Here is a 17,671-nt window from a genome sequence, read left to right as displayed (position 1 = left end):
CACGTCGGCGGCCTCGGCCGAGGCCGCGGCGCCCCGTGCCCCCATTGCCACGCCTACATCGGCTGCGGCCAGGGCGGGCGCGTCGTTGACACCATCACCCACCATCATCACCGGCCCGTGTTTATGCTCGGAAAGCACCAGTAACACCTTTTGATCCGGCGTCAGACCGGCCCGCAGCCCGTCGAGGCCCAGCCCCTCGGTCACGCGCTCGGCCACGTCCGCGCGGTCGCCAGTAGCCAGAAGGATGCGCGCGATCCCTTGACGGCGCAGACCGTCCAGCATGGCACCCGCTCCCTCGCGCAGCGGGTCGGACATGACGAGGTGCCCGGCCATGTGACCGTCAACTGCCACTGCGACAAGGACCGATCCGGCGCCCTTGGCGGGGTGATCGCCCACCATCCGCCCGACACGGGACGCCACGAAGCCGTCGCCGCCGACGATCACCTCGCGGTCCTCCACACGACCCAAGACCCCTTCGCCCGGGATCTCAGCCACTTCTGTCGGAACGGGCAGTGTGAAGGCCCGCGCCTTTGCGGCAGCGACGATGGCCTGCGCCACAGGGTGTTTCGATGCCTGATCGAGCGCGGCGGCAAGGCGGAGGATGTCGTCCTCGGTCATGCCATCGTGGCTGTCGATCGAGATGATCTGCGGACGGCCATCTGTCAGCGTCCCCGTCTTGTCGAGGATCAGCGTACGGATGCGCGCCATTGTCTCGAGCGGCCCTGCGCCCTTGATCAAAACGCCAAAATGCGCCGCACGCGAGAGACCCGCGACCAGTGCGACCGGCACGGCAAGGATCAGCGGACAGGGCGTGGCGACCACCAGCACGGCGACCGCGCGGATCGGATCGCCTGTGAACCACCAGGCCGCGAAGGCGATACTGACGGTGACGACCAGAAAGCCCAGCGACCAGCGGTCGGCCAGCCGGGACATCGGCGCTTTGGACGCCTGCGCTTCCTCCACTAGACGAACGATCCCGGCATAGGTGCTGTCCTTGGCCTCGCGCGTCGCCGTCAGGTCGAAGGCCTCGCCCGCGTTGGTCGATCCGCTCATGGCGTCGGCCCCGCGCGCCAGCCGGACTGGCAGGGACTCACCCGTCAGCGCCGCGGTGTCGAGGAAGGCGGTGTCGGACGCCACCGTGCCGTCCACGGGAACGACATCACCCTGCCGGATCAGCAGGCGATCGCCCGGTGCGATCTCCTCGAGAGGCACATCCTCAAGACCGCCGTTCCGGTGCCGCGTCGCGGTCCGGGGTACGCGGGATAAAAGATCCTTCATCGAACGACGTGCACGGCCCTCAGCGAAGGCTTCGAGGAAAGTGCCTCCAGAATACATGACTGCGACGACAGCCGCAGCCAAGGTCTCGCCGAAGACAAGCGCCGCCGACATCGACAGCGCGGCAACGATATCGAGGCCCACCTCGCCGCGCCCAATGCTCCGGACGATTTCGACCACAAGCGCTGCCAGCGCGGGAACAACTCCTGCAATCCAGATCAGGGTCGCGATCTCTGGTTGGCCCGCAAGGTAGAATGCGAGTCCCACGATCAGCCCGGTTGCGGCCATCAGCAGGAGTGCGGTCTTGAAGCGATCGGTACGGGTCTGTTCCATGCGGCTCATCTTCCCCCGGCTGAGGCGATTGCCGCTGGTTCTTCGGAAAAAAGACGCCCGACTCCCACGCCCATTGCATTGCCGTCATCATCGCGCAGAAGAAACAGGGCGTCGAGTCCACGTTGTCTCGCGAGGTCCGCACCCCTCTCCGCACCGAGCACCATGAGCGCCGTCGCCCAAGCATCGGCCTCGGCACAGGTGCGGGCCACCACGGTGACGGAGGCCGGTGAGGCGATCAGCGGCGCGCCACGTCTCGGATCCATGGTATGCGACAGGCGGCGCCCCTGAACCTCGACCCAATGGCGGTAGTCACCGGAGGTCGCCACGGCGGCGTCCTGCAGCGCCAGAACCGAATGCGGCGTCCGGCGATCAGGGTCCGGCGCTTCTACCGCGATGATCCATGCCTCGCCATCGGGGCGCAGGCCCATGGCACGCATCTCACCGTCGATGCCGACAAGGGCGTCGGCAATCCCATGATCGCGCAAGGTCTCGGCGAGCCGGTCGACGGCATAGCCCTTGGCGATGCCGTTCAGATCCAGCGCAATGGGCGCGGTCTTGCGCAACTGCATCCCCTCGATCTCCAGCACCTCCTGCGCCGGGCGGCGGGGGGCGTCCATCACGGCGCGGATACCCTCGGGCGCGGCGGCCCCGGGCCCGAAACCCCAGGCCGTCACCGCATCGCCCATGCCGATATCGAAGGCCCCGCCCGAGGCGCGCCCGATCTCGAGCCCGAGGCGCAGGACCGCCCGCAGTTGCTCCGGCACCACCACCCAATCGTCCACCGGCGCCGCATTGATCCGCATGAGCGCGCTCTCCGCGTTCCACGTCGACATCTGCTTGTCCACCTCGTCGACAGCCGCCTGAAGGGCGGCACGGATTGCATCCGTGTCGCGGCCCCGATCCGCGAAGAACAGCGCCGACCAGCGCGTGCCCATGGTGGGGCCGTTCAGGGCGATGCGCGCGCGCTCAGTAGACATCTTCGACATACCGCCCCTCTGTCTTTAGGACTGCGGGCGTAAGCCCGGCAGGTGCGAGGATCTCGGCCAACGCATCGCTCACGCCCGTGGCCATGTCGCGCCCGCCGCAGACCATCACACGCGCCCCGTCGCAGATAAGCCGGGCCACCTGCGCCGCGTCGGCGCGCAAGGCGTCCTGCACATAACTGCGCCGCGCGCCGCGCGAGACGGCGGTGACAAGCCGGGTCAACCGCCCCTCAGCCTGCCAGCCGGGCATCTCTTCGCCATAGAAGAAATCGCTGTCCGCATGCCGCATCCCGAAAAACAGGTGCACGGGCCTGTGCCGCGCATTGCTGCGGATGAAGCCCGCCAGCGGCCCGACACCGGTGCCCGCCCCGATCAGGATCAGCGGGGTGCGACCGCGACCGGCGTGAAAGCCGGGATTGCGCCGCAGGAAAGCCGTGACGGTATCGCCCGGTTCCAGCGATGTCAGCTGGCCCGAGGCAAGGCCGCCCGGATGCTTGCGCACCACGATTTCGACGAACCCGTCGGCCTGACCCGAGGCCAGCGAATAAAGCCGCGGCACGGGGCTGCCCTGCGGCAGGACGCCGATCAGGTCGCCTGCCCGGAACCGGGCGAAGCCCGCGCCCGTCAGCCGCTGCCATAGTGTTGCGCGCGGCAGGGCAAAGCGCAGGATCGCGGCCCCCGCCTGCATCTCAGCCCCGTAGTTGCGCCGCGAGACGAGGGTCAATTGTTCGGTGCGCGGCAAGACGGGTTGGTGCGCAAGGTCAAGGGGTATGCCAAGCATCTCGCCAAGCGCGCGGCCCCAGCGCGCGAAATCCTGCGGCGATTGCCGGTCGATCGTGTCGAGCGGCAGAAGCTCGGGCCAACCTTTCGCCTTTGCCGCTGCCGTGACGTCCTTGGCGAAAGCGCAATAGGCCGGAAAGCTACGGTCGCCGAAGCCGAGAACGGCAATCGGAAAGTCGGGCGCTCGGTCTGTGGCGTTCAGCCGGTCGAGAAAGCCCTTCGCCGAAGCCGGCGCGGCACCATCGCCATAGGTCGCGGCGAGCAGGATGATCCGCTGGGCCATAGCGTAGCGTTCTGGCGCGAAGGCCGACATCGGTGTTGTGTGTACCTTCTGCCCGGCTTGCGTCAGTGCGGTGTGGAGCGTGGCCGCAAATCCCCAGGTGTTGCCGCCCTCGCTGCCGACGAGCAGGATCGTCTCGGCACGTCCCGCGGGCTGATTGCCTCGGATGCGCGGCCGCCCCCTCCGTCCCGCGAGCCAGACGACAACGCCAGTCACGCCCATGGCCGGGACGCCGAGCGCCATCAGGCCCAAAACGAGGCCAAGCGTCGCCGCGCCCTGTCCGGTGTGCAGCATGTAGATGGTTTCCGAAACGCGTTCCCACCCGGTCAGGTCAGTCCAGGCCAGCAGCGCCCCGGTGCCCTGATCGAGATACCCGGTCCCACGGTCGGTCTTCAGCGTGAAGACGTCCGTAGCGTCGCCGGGATAGGGAAAGCTCAGTTCGCGCAACTCGGCGACGGGCGTCTGCTGCAGCGTGGCCATCCGGTCCAGCGCAAACCCCGTCGCTCCACTGACCTCGGTCGGCATGGCCGGGATGGCGCCGCCATCCGGCAGGAGATCGAAGGTCGACGCCGTCATCCAGAGGGCGGTCGTGGAAGACAGAACGAAGCCGACGACGGCGATCCGGGCGATCTCGACGTGCAGCCGCCCGGCAAGCGGTCCGCGCAAGCGCGCGAACCAGTGTCGCCAGCCTCCCGCCCGCCGCGCGACCAGCGCCGCGCCGGAGAGCGAGAGGACCAGCATCGCGGCAGCCCCTGCGGCCATGGCGATGCGGCCGACGTCCCCGAGGAAGAGCGAGCGGTGAAGGTTGGTGAGCCAGCGTTCGGCCTGGTTCGGGTCGGCCGAGGCCACGCCCTCACCCGTCGCCGGGTCGATCACGGCGGCCCCCGGCGCGCCCTGATCGAACCAGTAGGCAGTGATCCGGCCCGAGGGCGACCGGCGGATCTGCTCCACGCCCGGATGGACCGCCCGAATGCGGTCCGCGAGGGCGGCGACCGTGAGCCCGGTCTCCGGCTGCAGGGCGGCAAGCCGTTCGGCCGCAGGGAAGACCGACAGTGCCGCGCCACTCAGCGCGAGAATCGTGACGAGCGCGAGGGCCAGAAGACCCGGCCAGCGATGGAGTGCACGGATCATGGCCCCGATCCTCACATGTCGTAGGCGAAGCTGGCAACGTACCGGCGCCCGCGCACCGGCGTGCCCGCGCCGTCGGTCGTGAGCGGCACCGCCACCTCGTTCGGACTGTCGCGCATGTCCTCGACGGCCGCGTCGATGTGGAGCGTGTAGCCCGCATCGAACAGCGCATCAGCCAGATCAAGCGTGATCTCAAGACTGCGGCCCGCGCCGACGCTGGCCCCGGTAATGCCGTTGACCTGCGCAGTATCGCCGCCCGTGGCACGGTACCAGTCGCTCAGATGCTCGTAGTATTTGGACTTGCCACCAGCCATCCAGAGACTGCCAACATAGGCGCCCGAGGCGTCGGTGACGTAAAGTGCAAGATAGGCTCCGTCACCGCCATAATTGTTGAGGGTGGTGGTCAGCGTCACCGGCCGCGCCATGGCGAGGCCGGGAAGCGTCAGCGCCGTGGTAAGCGCGAGCGTTGCGAGAAGTGATTTCATGGGAATGATCCTTGTTCAGGGTGCTTCGGAGCTGTTCAGTTCACCTGAACCTGCGGAGGGGCGCCATTTCCGAAGAGGCCGTTCTGAGGAGGAGCGACCGTTCCAGCGGGCGCGGGATTGCGGGCGCCGCCCCGACAATCGTCGTCGTCATCATCGTCGTCACAGTCATCATCATCATCGTCATTGTCGTGTCCGCGACGCGAACCGTCCCGCCAGCGGTCGTCATCGTCGCTTGCGAGAATGAGAGGCATGTCTTGTGAGGCGTCGTCAAAGAGCGCGGCCACGGGCCGAAGCATGCTGTCGGCCGGGGCCTGCATCGCGCTCCAGGCAGGAACGCCGATGGCGGCGGTCAGCGCCGTTGTCGCTGCGAGAAGGGTCAGGGTCTTTTTCATGGCAAGGTCTCCTTTCGTCTGATGAGACAAATCTGGCGCGTCGACCTGAGGGCTTCCTGACGCCCCAGCGATTCCTCCTTCAGCTTGCCGTCAGGAAAAAAATGGCCCCGCCGATGATGGCGGGGCCAAAAAGATGCGAGCGCAGGCTACAGGGCTGGCATGGCTATGCGCCCTGCCCCGCGTTCAGGCGAATTCGAACTGCTCGAAGCGGACACGGCGAGGCGTTTGGCCTTGTGCTTTCAAGCCCTTGAGAATCCCGTCCTTCAGACCGGTTGGGCCGCAGAACCACAAATCGGCTTGCCGGATCGCGAAAGGGACCGCGCCGATCAGGCGCTCGGCCGTGAGCCTGCCATCGCGCGCCGTGACGACCACCTCGAAACTGAAACTCGGATTGCGGGCGGCCGCAGCGCGCAGCGTCTCCAACCCGATCGCCTCGTCTTGCGTTCGAACACAGTGGACGAGGTGAATGTCGCGCCTTTCCGCCTCCGTCAGGCTTTCCGCCCAGGCGAGGAACGGCGTGATACCTATACCGCCGGCCAGCCAGATCTGGCGCGCACCGCCCTTGCGAAAATCGAACCGCCCATAGGGGCCTTCGACCTGCACGCGCGTTCCGGTCCGCAACGTCGCCGGAAGGCTCCGTGTCCACCCACCCAGAGCCCGGATGGAAAACGTCAGGGAGCCATCAGGGCGCGGGGCACTGGCGATCGTGAAAGGGTGCGGCTCGGACAGTCCAGCTTCCGGCGCTCGAACGAAAGCGAATTGCCCGGGCCGCCACCGCATGGCACGGCCTTTGGGAGTGAGCATCAAGGTGGTCGTGTCACCGGTCTGGCTGATCTGGCTGACAGTGAAGTCTCTACGCCGTAGATGCGGAGCGAGCAACTCGGTGAAGATCCAGGCGACAACTCCGGCGATTCCGAAAGCATTCAGCACCAACATGAATGTCGGGTCCACCCCAGCAGGCACATCGACAAAAAACTGGTGAAACACCACGATAGCAAAAAGAGCTCCCATGAAACGATGGCTAAACCGCCAGAGCTGATAGGGAATCTCGAGCCCGATGAAGGGCAATCTCCGGAACCAGCTGACAGCAACCAGGGCGAGAAGCGCGTTGAAGGCGAGTTCGCCTGCCTCTTCACCCAGTTCCCCTAGGGAGGTTTCACGCACCAAACGCTCGAAATCCGGCTCTATCTGCTGGTGCAGTATCATCAGGACCATCGCGGAAATGCCGAGCCATTTGTGGACCCGGTACATTCGATCGAGACCGCCAAACAATGGTTCCACCAGTGGCGGCCGTGCGGCGAGGATCAAGGTCTGTGCCATCGCGACAACTGCCGCGGCCCCGACGGCAATACCAAATGCTGCATCCGCACCATAAGGCGCATAGGTGTTCATCCCGAGCAGAGCCGCCAGCAGGCATGGCAGCGCCACCAGCACCGGGCCCGTCAAGGCCAGAGGAGAGTTGAGGGAAAGCCGAGGGAGTGTGGGAAGGCCCGGCGCAGAGACATTACCATCACGATGCGCCGTATCAGTCATCGTCGCGTCTCTCGTGATCGCGGTTGCGACGATCATCATCGTCGTCTTCAAACTCGAACTCGATTACTTCCAACGTGGCCGGGTGGACCGTCACCTCGATCGCACGCCCTCGGGCATCCCGGCCGTCAATTTCGTAGCAGCCATCGTCGATCTTGATGCGGCGCACCGCCCAGCCATTTTCCTCGGCAAGACGGGCAACCGCGTCGCGCGGCTGCCAATCAGCCATCGGAACGAAACAGTCGTCGTCAGCCAGCGCCGCGCCGGCCGGGAAGACCGCGAGAAAGCCGATAATTGTCAATGTCTTCTTCATGGGGCACACTCCTAGTGGCTCGCCTCTTGATGCACTTCATGCGCTGCGAAACTGACGACAGCCTGAACGGGCGCGACCCACAGGCTTCAGCTTCGTGTCAGCCAGACGGATCATGGAGGGACATCAGACAAGAACGGGTACGACCATGCGCATATTGCTGATCGAAGACGACACGACCCTCGGCGCTGCCGTGCGCGACCAGATCGCAGCCGATGGCCAGTCAGTGGATTGGGTTACGCGGTTGGATGCGGCAAGCGATGCCATGGCTGCTACGTCCTACGACTTAATCCTGCTCGACCTGATGCTGCCGGACGGGCGTGGCATCGGGTTCCTCAAGGCTTTGCGCACGCGGGGCGACGTGACGCCGGTCATCATTCTTACCGCACTCGACCAAGTGTCGGACCGCATCGAAGGCCTCAACAAGGGCGCAGACGACTACCTTGTGAAGCCTTTCGACCTGTCGGAACTGTCGGCGCGGATCGGATCGGTCGCGCGGCGCTACAGCGGCAACCCCAACCCGATCCTGACCCACGGACCGCTCGACATCGACCTTGCTGCGCGCAGCGTCCATCGGGATGGCAGACATGTGCCGCTGACGGCGCGGGAATGGGCGCTCTTCGAAGCCTTCCTCGCGCGCCCCGGGCAGCTCCTGTCCAAGGCGCAGTTGGAGGAGAAGCTCTACGCCTTCGACGCCGAGGTCGAGAGCAACACCATCGAGGTCCATGTCAGCCGCCTGCGGAAGAAACTGGGGAGCGCAATCATCGAAACCGAGCGCGGCATGGGCTACCGCCTGGGCAGGCCATGAGGTGGCCCGCAAGCCTTCAGGCGCGGCTCGGCCTATCAGTGGGGCTGGTGCTGACGGTGCTGTGGCTGCTCGCTGCGACGGTGACGGCCGTGATCGTCCGGGCCGAAATGGACGAGGTCTTCGACAGCGCGCTCCGTGAGACAGCGGAGCGGATCCTGCCGCTGGCAGTAACCGACATCGTCGGGCGGGAAGATCAGGGTGTGACCCAGCGGCTCGCCCCGATCCGTGCGCACGACGAGTTCTTCACCTATCTCGTGCGCGATGCCGAAGGCCGCGTCCTGCTGCAATCGCATGCGGCGGACCCCACCGTGTTCCCCTCCTATGACGGGCCCGGGTTTCGCCAGACCACGACGCACCGTCTCTACAGCGATGCGGCGCTTCAAGGCACGATCCGCATCACCGTGGCCGAGCCGCTGGCTCATCGCATGTCGGTGGCTCGCGAAATCCAGATGGGTCTCGGCCTGCCCTTGCTGATCGTGCTTCCAGTGGCCTTGATCGCGATCATCCTGGCAGTTCGCTTCAGCCTTGATCCTCTGCGCCGGTTCCGTGCGCGGCTGGACGCACGTGGCGCTCTCGACCTTTCGCAGGTTCCTCACGAGGGGCTTCCAACCGAAATCGGCCCGCTGGCTGACACCCTGAACAGCCTGCTGGCCAGATTGCGCGAAGCGTTCGAGGCCGAGCGAAGCTTTGCTGCGAATGCCGCTCACGAGCTACGCACACCACTCGCGGGAGCGATCGCGCAGGCGCAGAGGCTTAGGTCAGAAACCAAGGACCGAGCGGCTGCACAACGTGCGACCGACATCGAGGAGACGCTGAAAAGGCTGACGCGACGCACAGAACGCATGATGCAACTGGCGCGGGCAGAAGGCGGGCGATTGAGGATGGACAAAAGCTCGGATCTGAGGGGCGTTGCGAGAATTGTGGTGGATGATATTGGCCGCACGGGCACGCCAGACCGTATCAGGCTGAATCTTCCCGACATGGCTGTCATGTCATATCTTGATCCCGACGCCTTTGCCATCCTGTGCCGGAACCTGGTGGAGAACGCTCTTCGTCACGGAGCACAGGCTTCCCCGGTCGACGTCACGCTGACCGCATCTGGCCAGTTCACCGTGGCAAATGACGGCCCGGTCGTGCCGTGCGAAACACTCGACCGGCTGACAGCGCGTTTCGAGCGGGCCTCTGCCACCTCCGACGGCAGCGGCCTGGGTCTTGCCATCGTCGCCGCAATCGCAGAGCGGATCAGCAGCCGCCTTGTCCTTCAATCGCCGCGGCCGGGCCGGACCACAGGTTTTCAAGTATCGCTCAGGTTGCCGGTAGACGGCAGCGAGTGACAGCGACATCCACTTTGGTTCCCAAAGGGCCAAATGCAGCTTCGGGATCAAGATCATCAGGGCCTGGCCTGGCGCGTCGGTTACCGTGCTATGCAGCGTGACGCTCGGAAAGGCAGCGCACAGCGCCAGCAGCCTGTTCGGAATGGACCCCGCGCTGATGAACGTCATGTAACCAGCGCTCACCATGGGGGTGACCGCTGTTTCCAGCATATAGGGATGATCGACGAAAAGGCTTCCCGAACATGGTAGAAGCAGACTGTCGGAAGCGATTGTTAGCCGACTGACTATCCCCGGTCACGGGGACATTACTAGGCCCAAGTGCACACCTGTGCCACGCCTGGGCCCTCGGGAAGTGAGGCTAAAGCCTCACCCGAAGGGATCGTATTCCGAGACGATCACGACCTCGTCGCCGTCGATTTCATCGGCGGGGACGGCGCCATAGGTTCCATCACCGGCCTGGAAGACGACGATCGAGACCATGAGCGTGGCGGCGAGGGAGGCGGCGAAGGCGTGTGCGTCTTTGCGGGACATCTGTTTGGCTCCTGTCTTGGAGGCGGAGGACCATCCCCCGCGCGACAGGACCCCGCAGGCCCGAAGACTGGCTGACATCACCGGGTGCGTTCGGCCCGAAAAAGTGAAACGGGGCCGAATCCACCCGGCGGCACGGGCTCGCCCGTAGTCCGACCCCTCGCGGGTTGATCTCGAAGACGGGATTCGGGGCAAGGAAGGGAATGGCGAGCGGGGGATGGTGCGACCGCTGATTGGAGCCGGGTGTCCCGCTGATGCTTTCGCTGCCAGCCTCCCGGGCAGGCTTATCGTGGAAGACCTCCTTCCGTGTTGGATTGGATCCTATGGTGCCCCGCGATCTCGCGGGAGAGGGACGTGATGGGTGAGAGGCCAGCGCTTGGGCAGGCCCCTTGGGCTCGTAATGGGCTCAGGCGGCAAGCTCCGCGCCCCCTGCCCTGCCAGCGTCTTCTTCGCCGACGATCTCCAGCCGCGCATTGCGATAGCTTTCCCTGGCGATCCAGAGTTCGGCAGCCGTGACGGACTCGGCCAGATGCAACAGCTCAGTGCAGCCGCCAAAATCCAGAAGGACGCGCACCTGCCCAGGCTTCGGCTCTTCTGCCACCTCGAAGGTCAACACACTGTCAGCCGAATGCGTTCGCATGATGGTGACGAGAATGACCCCGTCCGAGGAGAAGTTCCCCTCGTGCAGCGTGAACGACGCCGGCGCCGTCCAGGTCCGATAGGGTCGCGGCGGCTCCTTCTTCACAAGCCGACCGACGCCGTTCGAGCGTTCCCAGGCCGCAAGCTTCTTCGTAAACCGCGCAGGCGGTTTCGTTGTGCTATCGGTGTAGCGAATGAGCGCGCCCAGGGGCGCGGTTTCGAGAATGGTGGTTGGAGACATGATTCCTCATCCTGAATGCGTCATTTTGCATTCATCTTATTGATATTGTTGTATTTTATGTGATTGAGCGCGGGTTTCCCCGCCCTCGGATGGAGCGGATCACTCCGCGGCCATCATCGACGCATCATCACCCGGCAGGTCAGCGGTGAGGAAGGCGGGCAGATCGACATCCTCGGACAACTCGGTGTCGGGAACGTCACCAGACGCCCCCTGCCCTTCTTCACCTTCGAGTGCCGCCAGATCGTGACGGCGAAGCACCTCCGGCAACCAGCCGCTGCCCTTCAGAAGGCGCTCGGCCTCGGTCGCCATCTCGGCCTTCTTCAGGTGATCGAGGAGCTGCGCCGTCCCCTCCCCTTTTGCCTCGCGCACGGCTTCAAGGATCCGGGCCTTGGGCACGCGGTTCAGGTAGGTATCGGCCGTCGGCTCCCAGCCAGCCTCGACCATATCGAGATCGACTGCCTGTGCAAGCAAGTCGGCCTGCGCCATCCGTCGGGTCAGACCACTGGCGGAGATACCGGCACCGTAGGGGTTCACCTTCTCGTGGAGCGCGTTGATCCCGAAGCTAAGGCAATGCGCGAGCAAGGACAGCCGGCTCACCTGATCGAGGGAGGTCAGGTATTCCCAGAGAGCGGCATCGTCGCCAAGCGGAAGGTCGGCCTCCCACTCCGCGTGGCGATCGTCCACCAGCTTGGCAACCACGCTGTCCTTCAGATCGCTGGCCTGCGCCGACATGTAGACGTGACGCACCGATGCCTCGCAGCACCCGCCTGAAGCGCTCGACATCCGGAAAGTGTCGTTGACGAGCTTCAGGAGCAGCAGCGTCAGCGCGATGTCGGGAGAACGCCCGACAGCTTCGCGCAATGCCAAGGTGCGGTACGCCGTCAGCTCCATGACCAGCCGCTCGGGCAAGGGCTTCAAGGCACCATCGTCTTCTTCGTCCGACAGACCCGCCCCGAGCGCTTGACCAGCAGAGGTGATCACCGTGCCATGGCCGATACCATCCACGTTGCTCGTCGCCGAAAGCTCAGCGCCCTGCCTGTCTGCCGCCTGTTCACCGCTGTGGACGTCGGCCTCTGTCCGAGGTTCATCCTCCGGCCGCACAAAGCCCCGATAGACGGAAAGCTCGCCAGAGCGATCAAGCGTCACAAAGGCCCCTGCCCGCGCGATCTCCTCCGCGTCGAAGATCAGCGGCCGCGTCTCGAGCTTCTCCATCGCGACTTCGAGTTCGCCAAGGCGGGCGTCGGTCTCTTCAGGGAATTCGTCCTGGCCCTCGTACTCCTCTTCGAACGCCCGGTATTTGGCGAGCAGCTTGGCATGGGCCGCGCCTTCGTCATCCGACATCGGCGCCGGATTACCGTTGAGCCGTCGCAGGCCGTGGCTGTAGCCATAGGGCAGGTCGAGCGAGACCTCGATCCATTTCCAACCTTCGGTCGCGATGGCTTCGGCTTCAGCCTGAAGCTTCTCGCTGACCAGGCGATCGAGCAGGGCAGGGTCTTCCAGCCATCCGCCGTCGTCGCCCTGGAAGAGGTCGTGCAACATGGTGCCGCCCGCCGCCTCGTAGGCCTCGACGCCGACAAAGACGGCGCGCCGGTCAGAGGCCCGCACGGAGGTTTCCGTCAGCATGCGCCGGATCTGATAGGGCTCCTTGTTCCAGGACGACTTGATCGCCTCCCAGACCTGAATCTGACGCTCGTGGTCCGGATTGACCGTGAAGGCCATCAGCTGCTCCAGCGTCATTTCATCCTCGGCATAGAGCTCGAGCAGGGCAGGGGCCACGGCGGCGAGTTTCAGGCGCTGTTTCACCACCTGCGGCGTGACGAAGAAGGCGGCTGCGATCTCTTCATCGCCTTGACCCTTCTCCCGAAGCGCCACGAAGGCGCGGAACTGGTCGAGCGGATGCAGGGCTGCGCGCTGCATGTTCTCAGCGAGCGAGTCGTCTTCGGCGAGGATCGCGGAAGTGGCATCCCGCACGATGCAGGGAATGGGCGTGGTCTTGGCCAAGCGTTTCTGCTTCACCAGGAGAGACAGGGCCTGGAAGCGCCGACCGCCAGCGGGGATTTCGAACTTGCCGGTCTCGGAACCATCATCCGCCAGAACGGGTCGAACGCTCAGGCTCTGCAGCAACCCGCGGCGGGCGATGTCTTCGGCCAGTTCCTCGATGGAGATGCCGGCCTTGATGCGCCGGACGTTGGACTGGCTCAGCACGAGTTTGTCGAAGGGAATGTCCCGGGACGGGGACAGGGTGACTTTCTGGGCAGATTTCGCCATCAGATCTTCTCCGCGACGGGCGCCGGAAGCCACTCTCCCGATCTCACTTCCCGTCACCCCTTTCACAGCCCATCTCTACCTCTCGACATGTCCACCGCGGTGGACATCACGCAGTTGCTGCCCCAGAACGAGAAAGCCTTTCCAACAACAGTGATGGGTTGAAGTCAGTTTCTCTGCGACCGAGCGTGATGCTGTGGAAATACGCTCCAAAGTCTCGGATGCGATTGCTCATCTGGAGAATTATGAAGATGGCGCATGATGCTTTTTGAGAGCCTATCTTCTTAGCAGCCTTTTCGAAGGTGCTTTCGTGGATTCCCATCATTGGAGCGAGCGTTCTCGCGTGGCTTTCGACATCGTGCCAGTTCCTAAGTGAGTTCGTTGCGAACGATGTAGCCTGGTCACAAACGGTTGTGAGCGTTTGCAGGGGAGGTGTTTGGCTGTTGGTCCCGCTTTCTAAATCTTTTTGTTCTTTTTTAGACTTAGAATGGTGGCGGACAGTTTGCCCGTCATTGGCGGGCAGTTTCATTGTTTCTGGTGCGTCCACCGCGGTGGACATCTGTTTGCATTGAGCCTCCAGTTCGCCGAGCAAAGTACGATACTCCGCGATCGAGAGCTTCCTCCGAAGAACTCGGCGTACCTGATGAGTGAGTTCGTTCTCGGGGTCAGCTTCGTCGATCTGAGCAAGTTTGGTTAGGATTTGCTTTCGCAAAAACACGCGATCCCGACGAGCGTTTTCCATCGCTTGGGCTGTCGCAAGTAGTTCGCCGGCACGCGCGAGCAACGGAGCCAGCGACAACCCATAGCTAATGGACTGACCTTCGGAGGACTTCACTCGGTATCTCTTGCGATTTGGGCTGTCGTGGCGCTTCATGAAACCGAGTTCAACAAAGCGATCGATGTGCCTACGGAGGGTTCGTTCATCGATCCCGCCAACTCGACGGCAGATCTCGTCGTTGGAAGCGAAGACTGTGTCTCCATGCCGAGGCTTGAGAAAGCTCAGCATCGCTTGGAGCGTTTGAACATGTCCTGGACGGAGACCGAACAGGCTGCGAGTATCTCTGAGCGCGCGGAAGACTGCCCAGATGTCGGTTTCAGGTGTTGACGTGGCGGGGGTGCCCTTGCCGACGCCAAAGGTCTGAACGGAAAGCTTTGTGAATGCCATGTTTGTTGAACGACGACCGTTGCGGCCCACAACTTCCCCGGCTCTTCCCGCTGTTTTTGGCGAGAAAAGGCAACAAAAAGACGTCCACCGAATCGGTGACTCTTGACCGGTATGTCGGAGATTGCTACATCACAGGTGCTAATCAGATGATGAGGGCTCTCCGGGGGAAACCTTGGGGGGCTCTTTTCTTTTTGGTCTTCGCCTTTCTCCTCTGCTCGTGTTTTTGGTTATGACCGGGGATCAGCTCCCCGAGCCTCTCTCATTCTGCCATTGTTCAAAAAGCTGTCGCAGCGTGGTTTCCGCGCGCTCTTCGAGCCATTGGCCGAATTCCGGGTTGTCCTTGCGGGTGATCTTGATAGCGATCGACTTGCCATCGACTGAAAGTGTGCCGACAGGGCTACCACTATTGTCCTTTACCACGGTCGTTTGGCCACGGGCGCTTTGGTCGGCTGCGCCACGCGCCTTGCTGGAGCAAGCAACATAGACGGCTTGAAACTTGTCCGAGCTTGGAGTGGTGTCAGGCAGAGAGGCAAGTGTCTCACGCGCAATGTCGACAAGCGGAACCTTCTCTGAAAGTGCAGCAAGATCACCCCATTGGCGTCGACCTACGCCATGAGCCGGGCCGATAAGCCGGACAAGTTCGTCAGGCAGCTGCTCGATGACTACACGATGGTTCGACACACCTTGCCGGGTGAGGCCTAGGGCGTCCTGAATGACGCCAGGCTTGTAACCGGCCTCCTGCATCTCTTTGATAAAAAGAGATTTTTCAATGAAGGACGGATCCAGCCGCAGGTTGTTTTCCTGACCTTGCGCGATCAGAGAAGCATCATCATCGAGCGTTCGAACGATCGCTTTGACGGTTCCACCAACTCTTCGAATGGCTGCAAGTCTGCGACGCCCGTAGATGATGCGGTATCGATCCGGTTGGTCAGAGGGGCGAACCATGATCGGCACTTGCTGACCATGCTTGCGAATGCTTTCGGCGAGATCTTCAATGCTACTATCTTCCAGGATCAGGCGATCCCGGAGGCCATCCATATCGATCCGGTCGGGTTCGATATCTCGGATTGAGTTGGCAGTGATTTCCCGGAGAGAGTCCCGCAATCCGCCAACCGAGCCAGGTAGCTTCGAGGATTTGACCGGGGCAGGGGAGGGGGCTGCCGACTCTTTCTCGTCTTTCGGTGGCTGGTTGAAGATATTTCGAGCCATCAGCGACGCCCCCATGCCATTTGGATTGTCTGCTCCAGCTCATCGGCAACGCTGTTCACGCTGGTCAAAGCCCGATCAATGGTCTTCCGAATGAGCTGGCTCGGGTCTACCTCATAGATGGTTTGCTGAGTCATGCCGGCGTCAGAAATGGCTGTCGACTTCAGCATCGGTTCAGTCATGACTTGGCCCGCAAGGATTGAACGTAGGTACCCGGCCATTTGCGTTTGTGGTCCGTCCGACGGCTCGTAGCGTGTGATCAGGAACTTTACGAAGTCCCAAGTGACATGTCGTCCAATCGCCTCTTCGACGGCTTTGACCGTTTCCGAAGCGAGTTTGAGGAACTGGCTCATCGAAGCGATGTCGAGCATGCCGGGGACGACCGTCACAAGTAAGCCCGTGGACGCTGCCAATGCTGTCAATGTCAGGAAGCCCAACTGCGGAGGGCAATCGATCAGCACGATGTCATAGTCTGAGTCGACTTCCTCTAGCGCCAGAGCAAGACGCTCTGCAAAAATCGGCTGAACCCTGCGCGCAAGGGCATTCGCTGTCTCGGTTTCGTACTCGGACAACATCAAGCCAGCCGGGACCATGTCGAGCTTGTGGAAGTATGTTTTCTGGATGACCTCCGAGAGCGGAACCTGATCATCGTATCTCAATGCGTCGTAGATTGTGCCGCCTTCGGCGAATTCGAGCTCAGGCCGGAAGCCGAAAAATGTCGTCAAACTGGCCTGCGGGTCGAGGTCCAGAACAAGCACGCGGTAGCCACGCAGGGCATACCTGTGTGCCAAATGGATTGTCGCTGTTGTCTTCGAGCTGCCGCCTTTGAAATTCACGACCGAAATGACCTGAAGACGGTCACCGTCTCGGCGGCCAGGTCTGTACGCGTCAGCATTTTTGCCTGTCCGCGCCAAAATGTTGCGGAGGTCGTCAACTTCTTCGGCCGTGTAGAACCTATGACCGCGACCGTCAGTGTGAACTTCTGGGAAGCTGCCATCTTTGTGGCGGTTGCGCAGGTTCGACGTACTAACGCGCAGCAACTCGGCGACCTCGGTCGAGCTGAAGCGGCGCAAGGACTTGCGTTCTTCTGGCTCGAACGCAACTTTCATCTGCCGGTCAAGCGACTCAGCAAGACTGTCTGCGAATGCTCCGATGTCAGAAGAGCCTATGCCTTGCGCGTAGCCCGTATTTCGATCATCCATGTTCTGCCGCCTCTCATGGCCTTTGCTAAGGCTCTTTGTCGTTCTGACGGTTAAAGCCACGTCTGACGCGTTTTGCCGTCAGAATGGAAATGCCACGAACATCTGAGTCCGGCAAGAAGAATCTAGATGTAGTGCAAAAGTTATCCACAGCACCAATTTGGCCGCGCGGGGCCCGCGCTATATAACGCATTGATTCCTAACGATAAAGGCCGCGTCTGGCGAAGCCGATACCCTTCGAGATATTTTCTGCTCGCGCGAACTAACCCCAAGGCTTTGTTGGATATTTACGTGGTTTTCGTCCAGTTGAGGCGATGATTCTGTAAGATTTTGGCCGAGTGACAGGAGTAGTTTGCCGACCATCGCCGCCTACAAAAGGCCGAGACGCTCTGCCCGCTCCAGCAGCATTCTGACTGAGGAAGGCTGCCAGCTGGTGCGACCGCGAGGGGTGCGCTCACGCATGGATTCCAGTCGGTCGCAGATTGCCTGCAAGGTGATCTCGGGGTCAGCACCTTTGATTGCGGCGACAATCGCAGGCAGGCGATCGTCGGTTTCGCGACGACCGGCGCGCCCAAGCACTTCAGCCGGCAGGAATCCGTCCGCCACGTATGCCTTCACGGCGCGGAGCAGGCGGCTTTGCGTCCAGCGCCGATCATGGGGCAGGGGGCCATTGATGATCCGCAGGACGTCTTCCCAAGCCATATCGGGGCGCAAACGGCGCACATGGGGCACCCAATCCTGCGCAGTTTCGTTCAAGCGCTCCATGTAGCCGTCCTGTCGCGCCAGCCGC

Annotated in this window: 15 protein-coding genes and 1 pseudogene; 2 read left to right on the top strand and 14 right to left on the bottom strand. The window is 62.9% G+C overall.

The window, feature by feature from the left end:
• From M4578_RS12330 to M4578_RS12300, 7 genes are all read right to left on the bottom strand, one after another.
• A partial coding sequence (locus M4578_RS12330) for a heavy metal translocating P-type ATPase (protein ID WP_258093610.1) occupies window positions 1–1,608 on the bottom strand: 1,608 nt, incomplete at its 3' end.
• 5 nt (window positions 1,609–1,613) lie between these two features.
• Window positions 1,614–2,594 carry an FAD:protein FMN transferase gene (locus tag M4578_RS12325; protein ID WP_258093585.1) on the bottom strand — a complete coding sequence of 327 codons (981 nt, stop codon included), beginning with the start codon at window positions 2,592–2,594 and terminating at the stop codon, window positions 1,614–1,616.
• Window positions 2,575–4,782, bottom strand: coding sequence for a PepSY domain-containing protein (locus M4578_RS12320; protein WP_258093584.1), 2,208 nt, complete (start codon window positions 4,780–4,782; stop codon window positions 2,575–2,577). Before M4578_RS12320 ends, M4578_RS12325 begins: the two co-directional genes overlap by 20 nt.
• Window positions 4,783–4,793: 11 nt before the next feature.
• On the bottom strand, window positions 4,794–5,264 hold the full coding sequence (locus M4578_RS12315) for a DUF2271 domain-containing protein (RefSeq protein ID WP_007803251.1): 471 nt from the start codon (window positions 5,262–5,264) through the stop codon (window positions 4,794–4,796).
• 35 nt (window positions 5,265–5,299) lie between these two features.
• A complete protein-coding gene (locus M4578_RS12310) occupies window positions 5,300–5,656 on the bottom strand; it encodes a hypothetical protein (protein ID WP_038147435.1) in 357 nt (118 codons plus the stop codon).
• A gap of 183 nt (window positions 5,657–5,839) precedes the next feature.
• Window positions 5,840–7,228 carry a ferredoxin reductase family protein gene (locus tag M4578_RS12305; protein ID WP_258093583.1) on the bottom strand — a complete coding sequence of 463 codons (1,389 nt, stop codon included), beginning with the start codon at window positions 7,226–7,228 and terminating at the stop codon, window positions 5,840–5,842.
• Entirely contained in the window at window positions 7,182–7,499 is a 318-nt protein-coding gene (locus M4578_RS12300) for a PepSY domain-containing protein (RefSeq protein ID WP_258093582.1), read from the bottom strand. The genes M4578_RS12305 and M4578_RS12300 overlap by 47 nt, the downstream gene beginning before the upstream one ends.
• 145 nt (window positions 7,500–7,644) lie before the next feature.
• Between M4578_RS12300 and M4578_RS12295 the strand changes: the two genes are divergently transcribed.
• On the top strand, window positions 7,645–8,304 hold the full coding sequence (locus M4578_RS12295; protein WP_258093581.1) for a response regulator transcription factor: 660 nt from the start codon (window positions 7,645–7,647) through the stop codon (window positions 8,302–8,304).
• Window positions 8,301–9,638: an ATP-binding protein gene (locus M4578_RS12290; RefSeq protein ID WP_258093580.1), complete on the top strand. Its 1,338-nt coding sequence runs from the start codon at window positions 8,301–8,303 to the stop codon at window positions 9,636–9,638. Before M4578_RS12295 ends, M4578_RS12290 begins: the two co-directional genes overlap by 4 nt.
• Window positions 9,639–10,004: 366 nt before the next feature.
• On the opposite strand, the gene M4578_RS12285 is transcribed toward M4578_RS12290, so the two are convergent.
• From M4578_RS12285 to M4578_RS12255, 7 genes and pseudogenes are all read right to left on the bottom strand, one after another.
• On the bottom strand, window positions 10,005–10,169 hold the full coding sequence (locus M4578_RS12285) for a hypothetical protein (protein WP_009574204.1): 165 nt from the start codon (window positions 10,167–10,169) through the stop codon (window positions 10,005–10,007).
• Between the two features lie 403 nt (window positions 10,170–10,572).
• Window positions 10,573–11,046: a hypothetical protein gene (locus tag M4578_RS12280; RefSeq protein WP_258093579.1), complete on the bottom strand. Its 474-nt coding sequence runs from the start codon at window positions 11,044–11,046 to the stop codon at window positions 10,573–10,575.
• 99 nt (window positions 11,047–11,145) lie between these two features.
• Window positions 11,146–13,314 carry a ParB/RepB/Spo0J family partition protein gene (locus M4578_RS12275; RefSeq protein WP_258093578.1) on the bottom strand — a complete coding sequence of 723 codons (2,169 nt, stop codon included), beginning with the start codon at window positions 13,312–13,314 and terminating at the stop codon, window positions 11,146–11,148.
• Window positions 13,315–13,420: 106 nt separating this feature from the next.
• Window positions 13,421–14,506, bottom strand: a complete 1,086-nt coding sequence (gene repC / locus M4578_RS12270; protein WP_234988887.1) for a plasmid replication protein RepC — start codon at window positions 14,504–14,506, stop codon at window positions 13,421–13,423.
• Between the two features lie 210 nt (window positions 14,507–14,716).
• Window positions 14,717–15,685 (bottom strand): plasmid partitioning protein RepB, encoded by a 969-nt coding sequence (repB, locus tag M4578_RS12265; RefSeq protein ID WP_233678008.1) that lies wholly within the window; start codon window positions 15,683–15,685, stop codon window positions 14,717–14,719.
• Entirely contained in the window at window positions 15,685–16,884 is a 1,200-nt protein-coding gene (gene repA, locus M4578_RS12260) for a plasmid partitioning protein RepA (RefSeq protein WP_028288490.1), read from the bottom strand. Before repA ends, repB begins: the two co-directional genes overlap by 1 nt.
• Window positions 16,885–17,250: 366 nt before the next feature.
• Window positions 17,251–17,671: pseudogene (locus M4578_RS12255) on the bottom strand (recombinase family protein); the annotation flags it as partial.

Origin of the sequence: Salipiger pentaromativorans, from assembly GCF_024721115.1 — a bacterium.
Lineage (GTDB): Bacteria > Pseudomonadota > Alphaproteobacteria > Rhodobacterales > Rhodobacteraceae > Salipiger > Salipiger pentaromativorans.
Note: the sequence above shows the minus strand (reverse complement) of the source record. Positions and strands in the feature narration are given on the sequence as shown.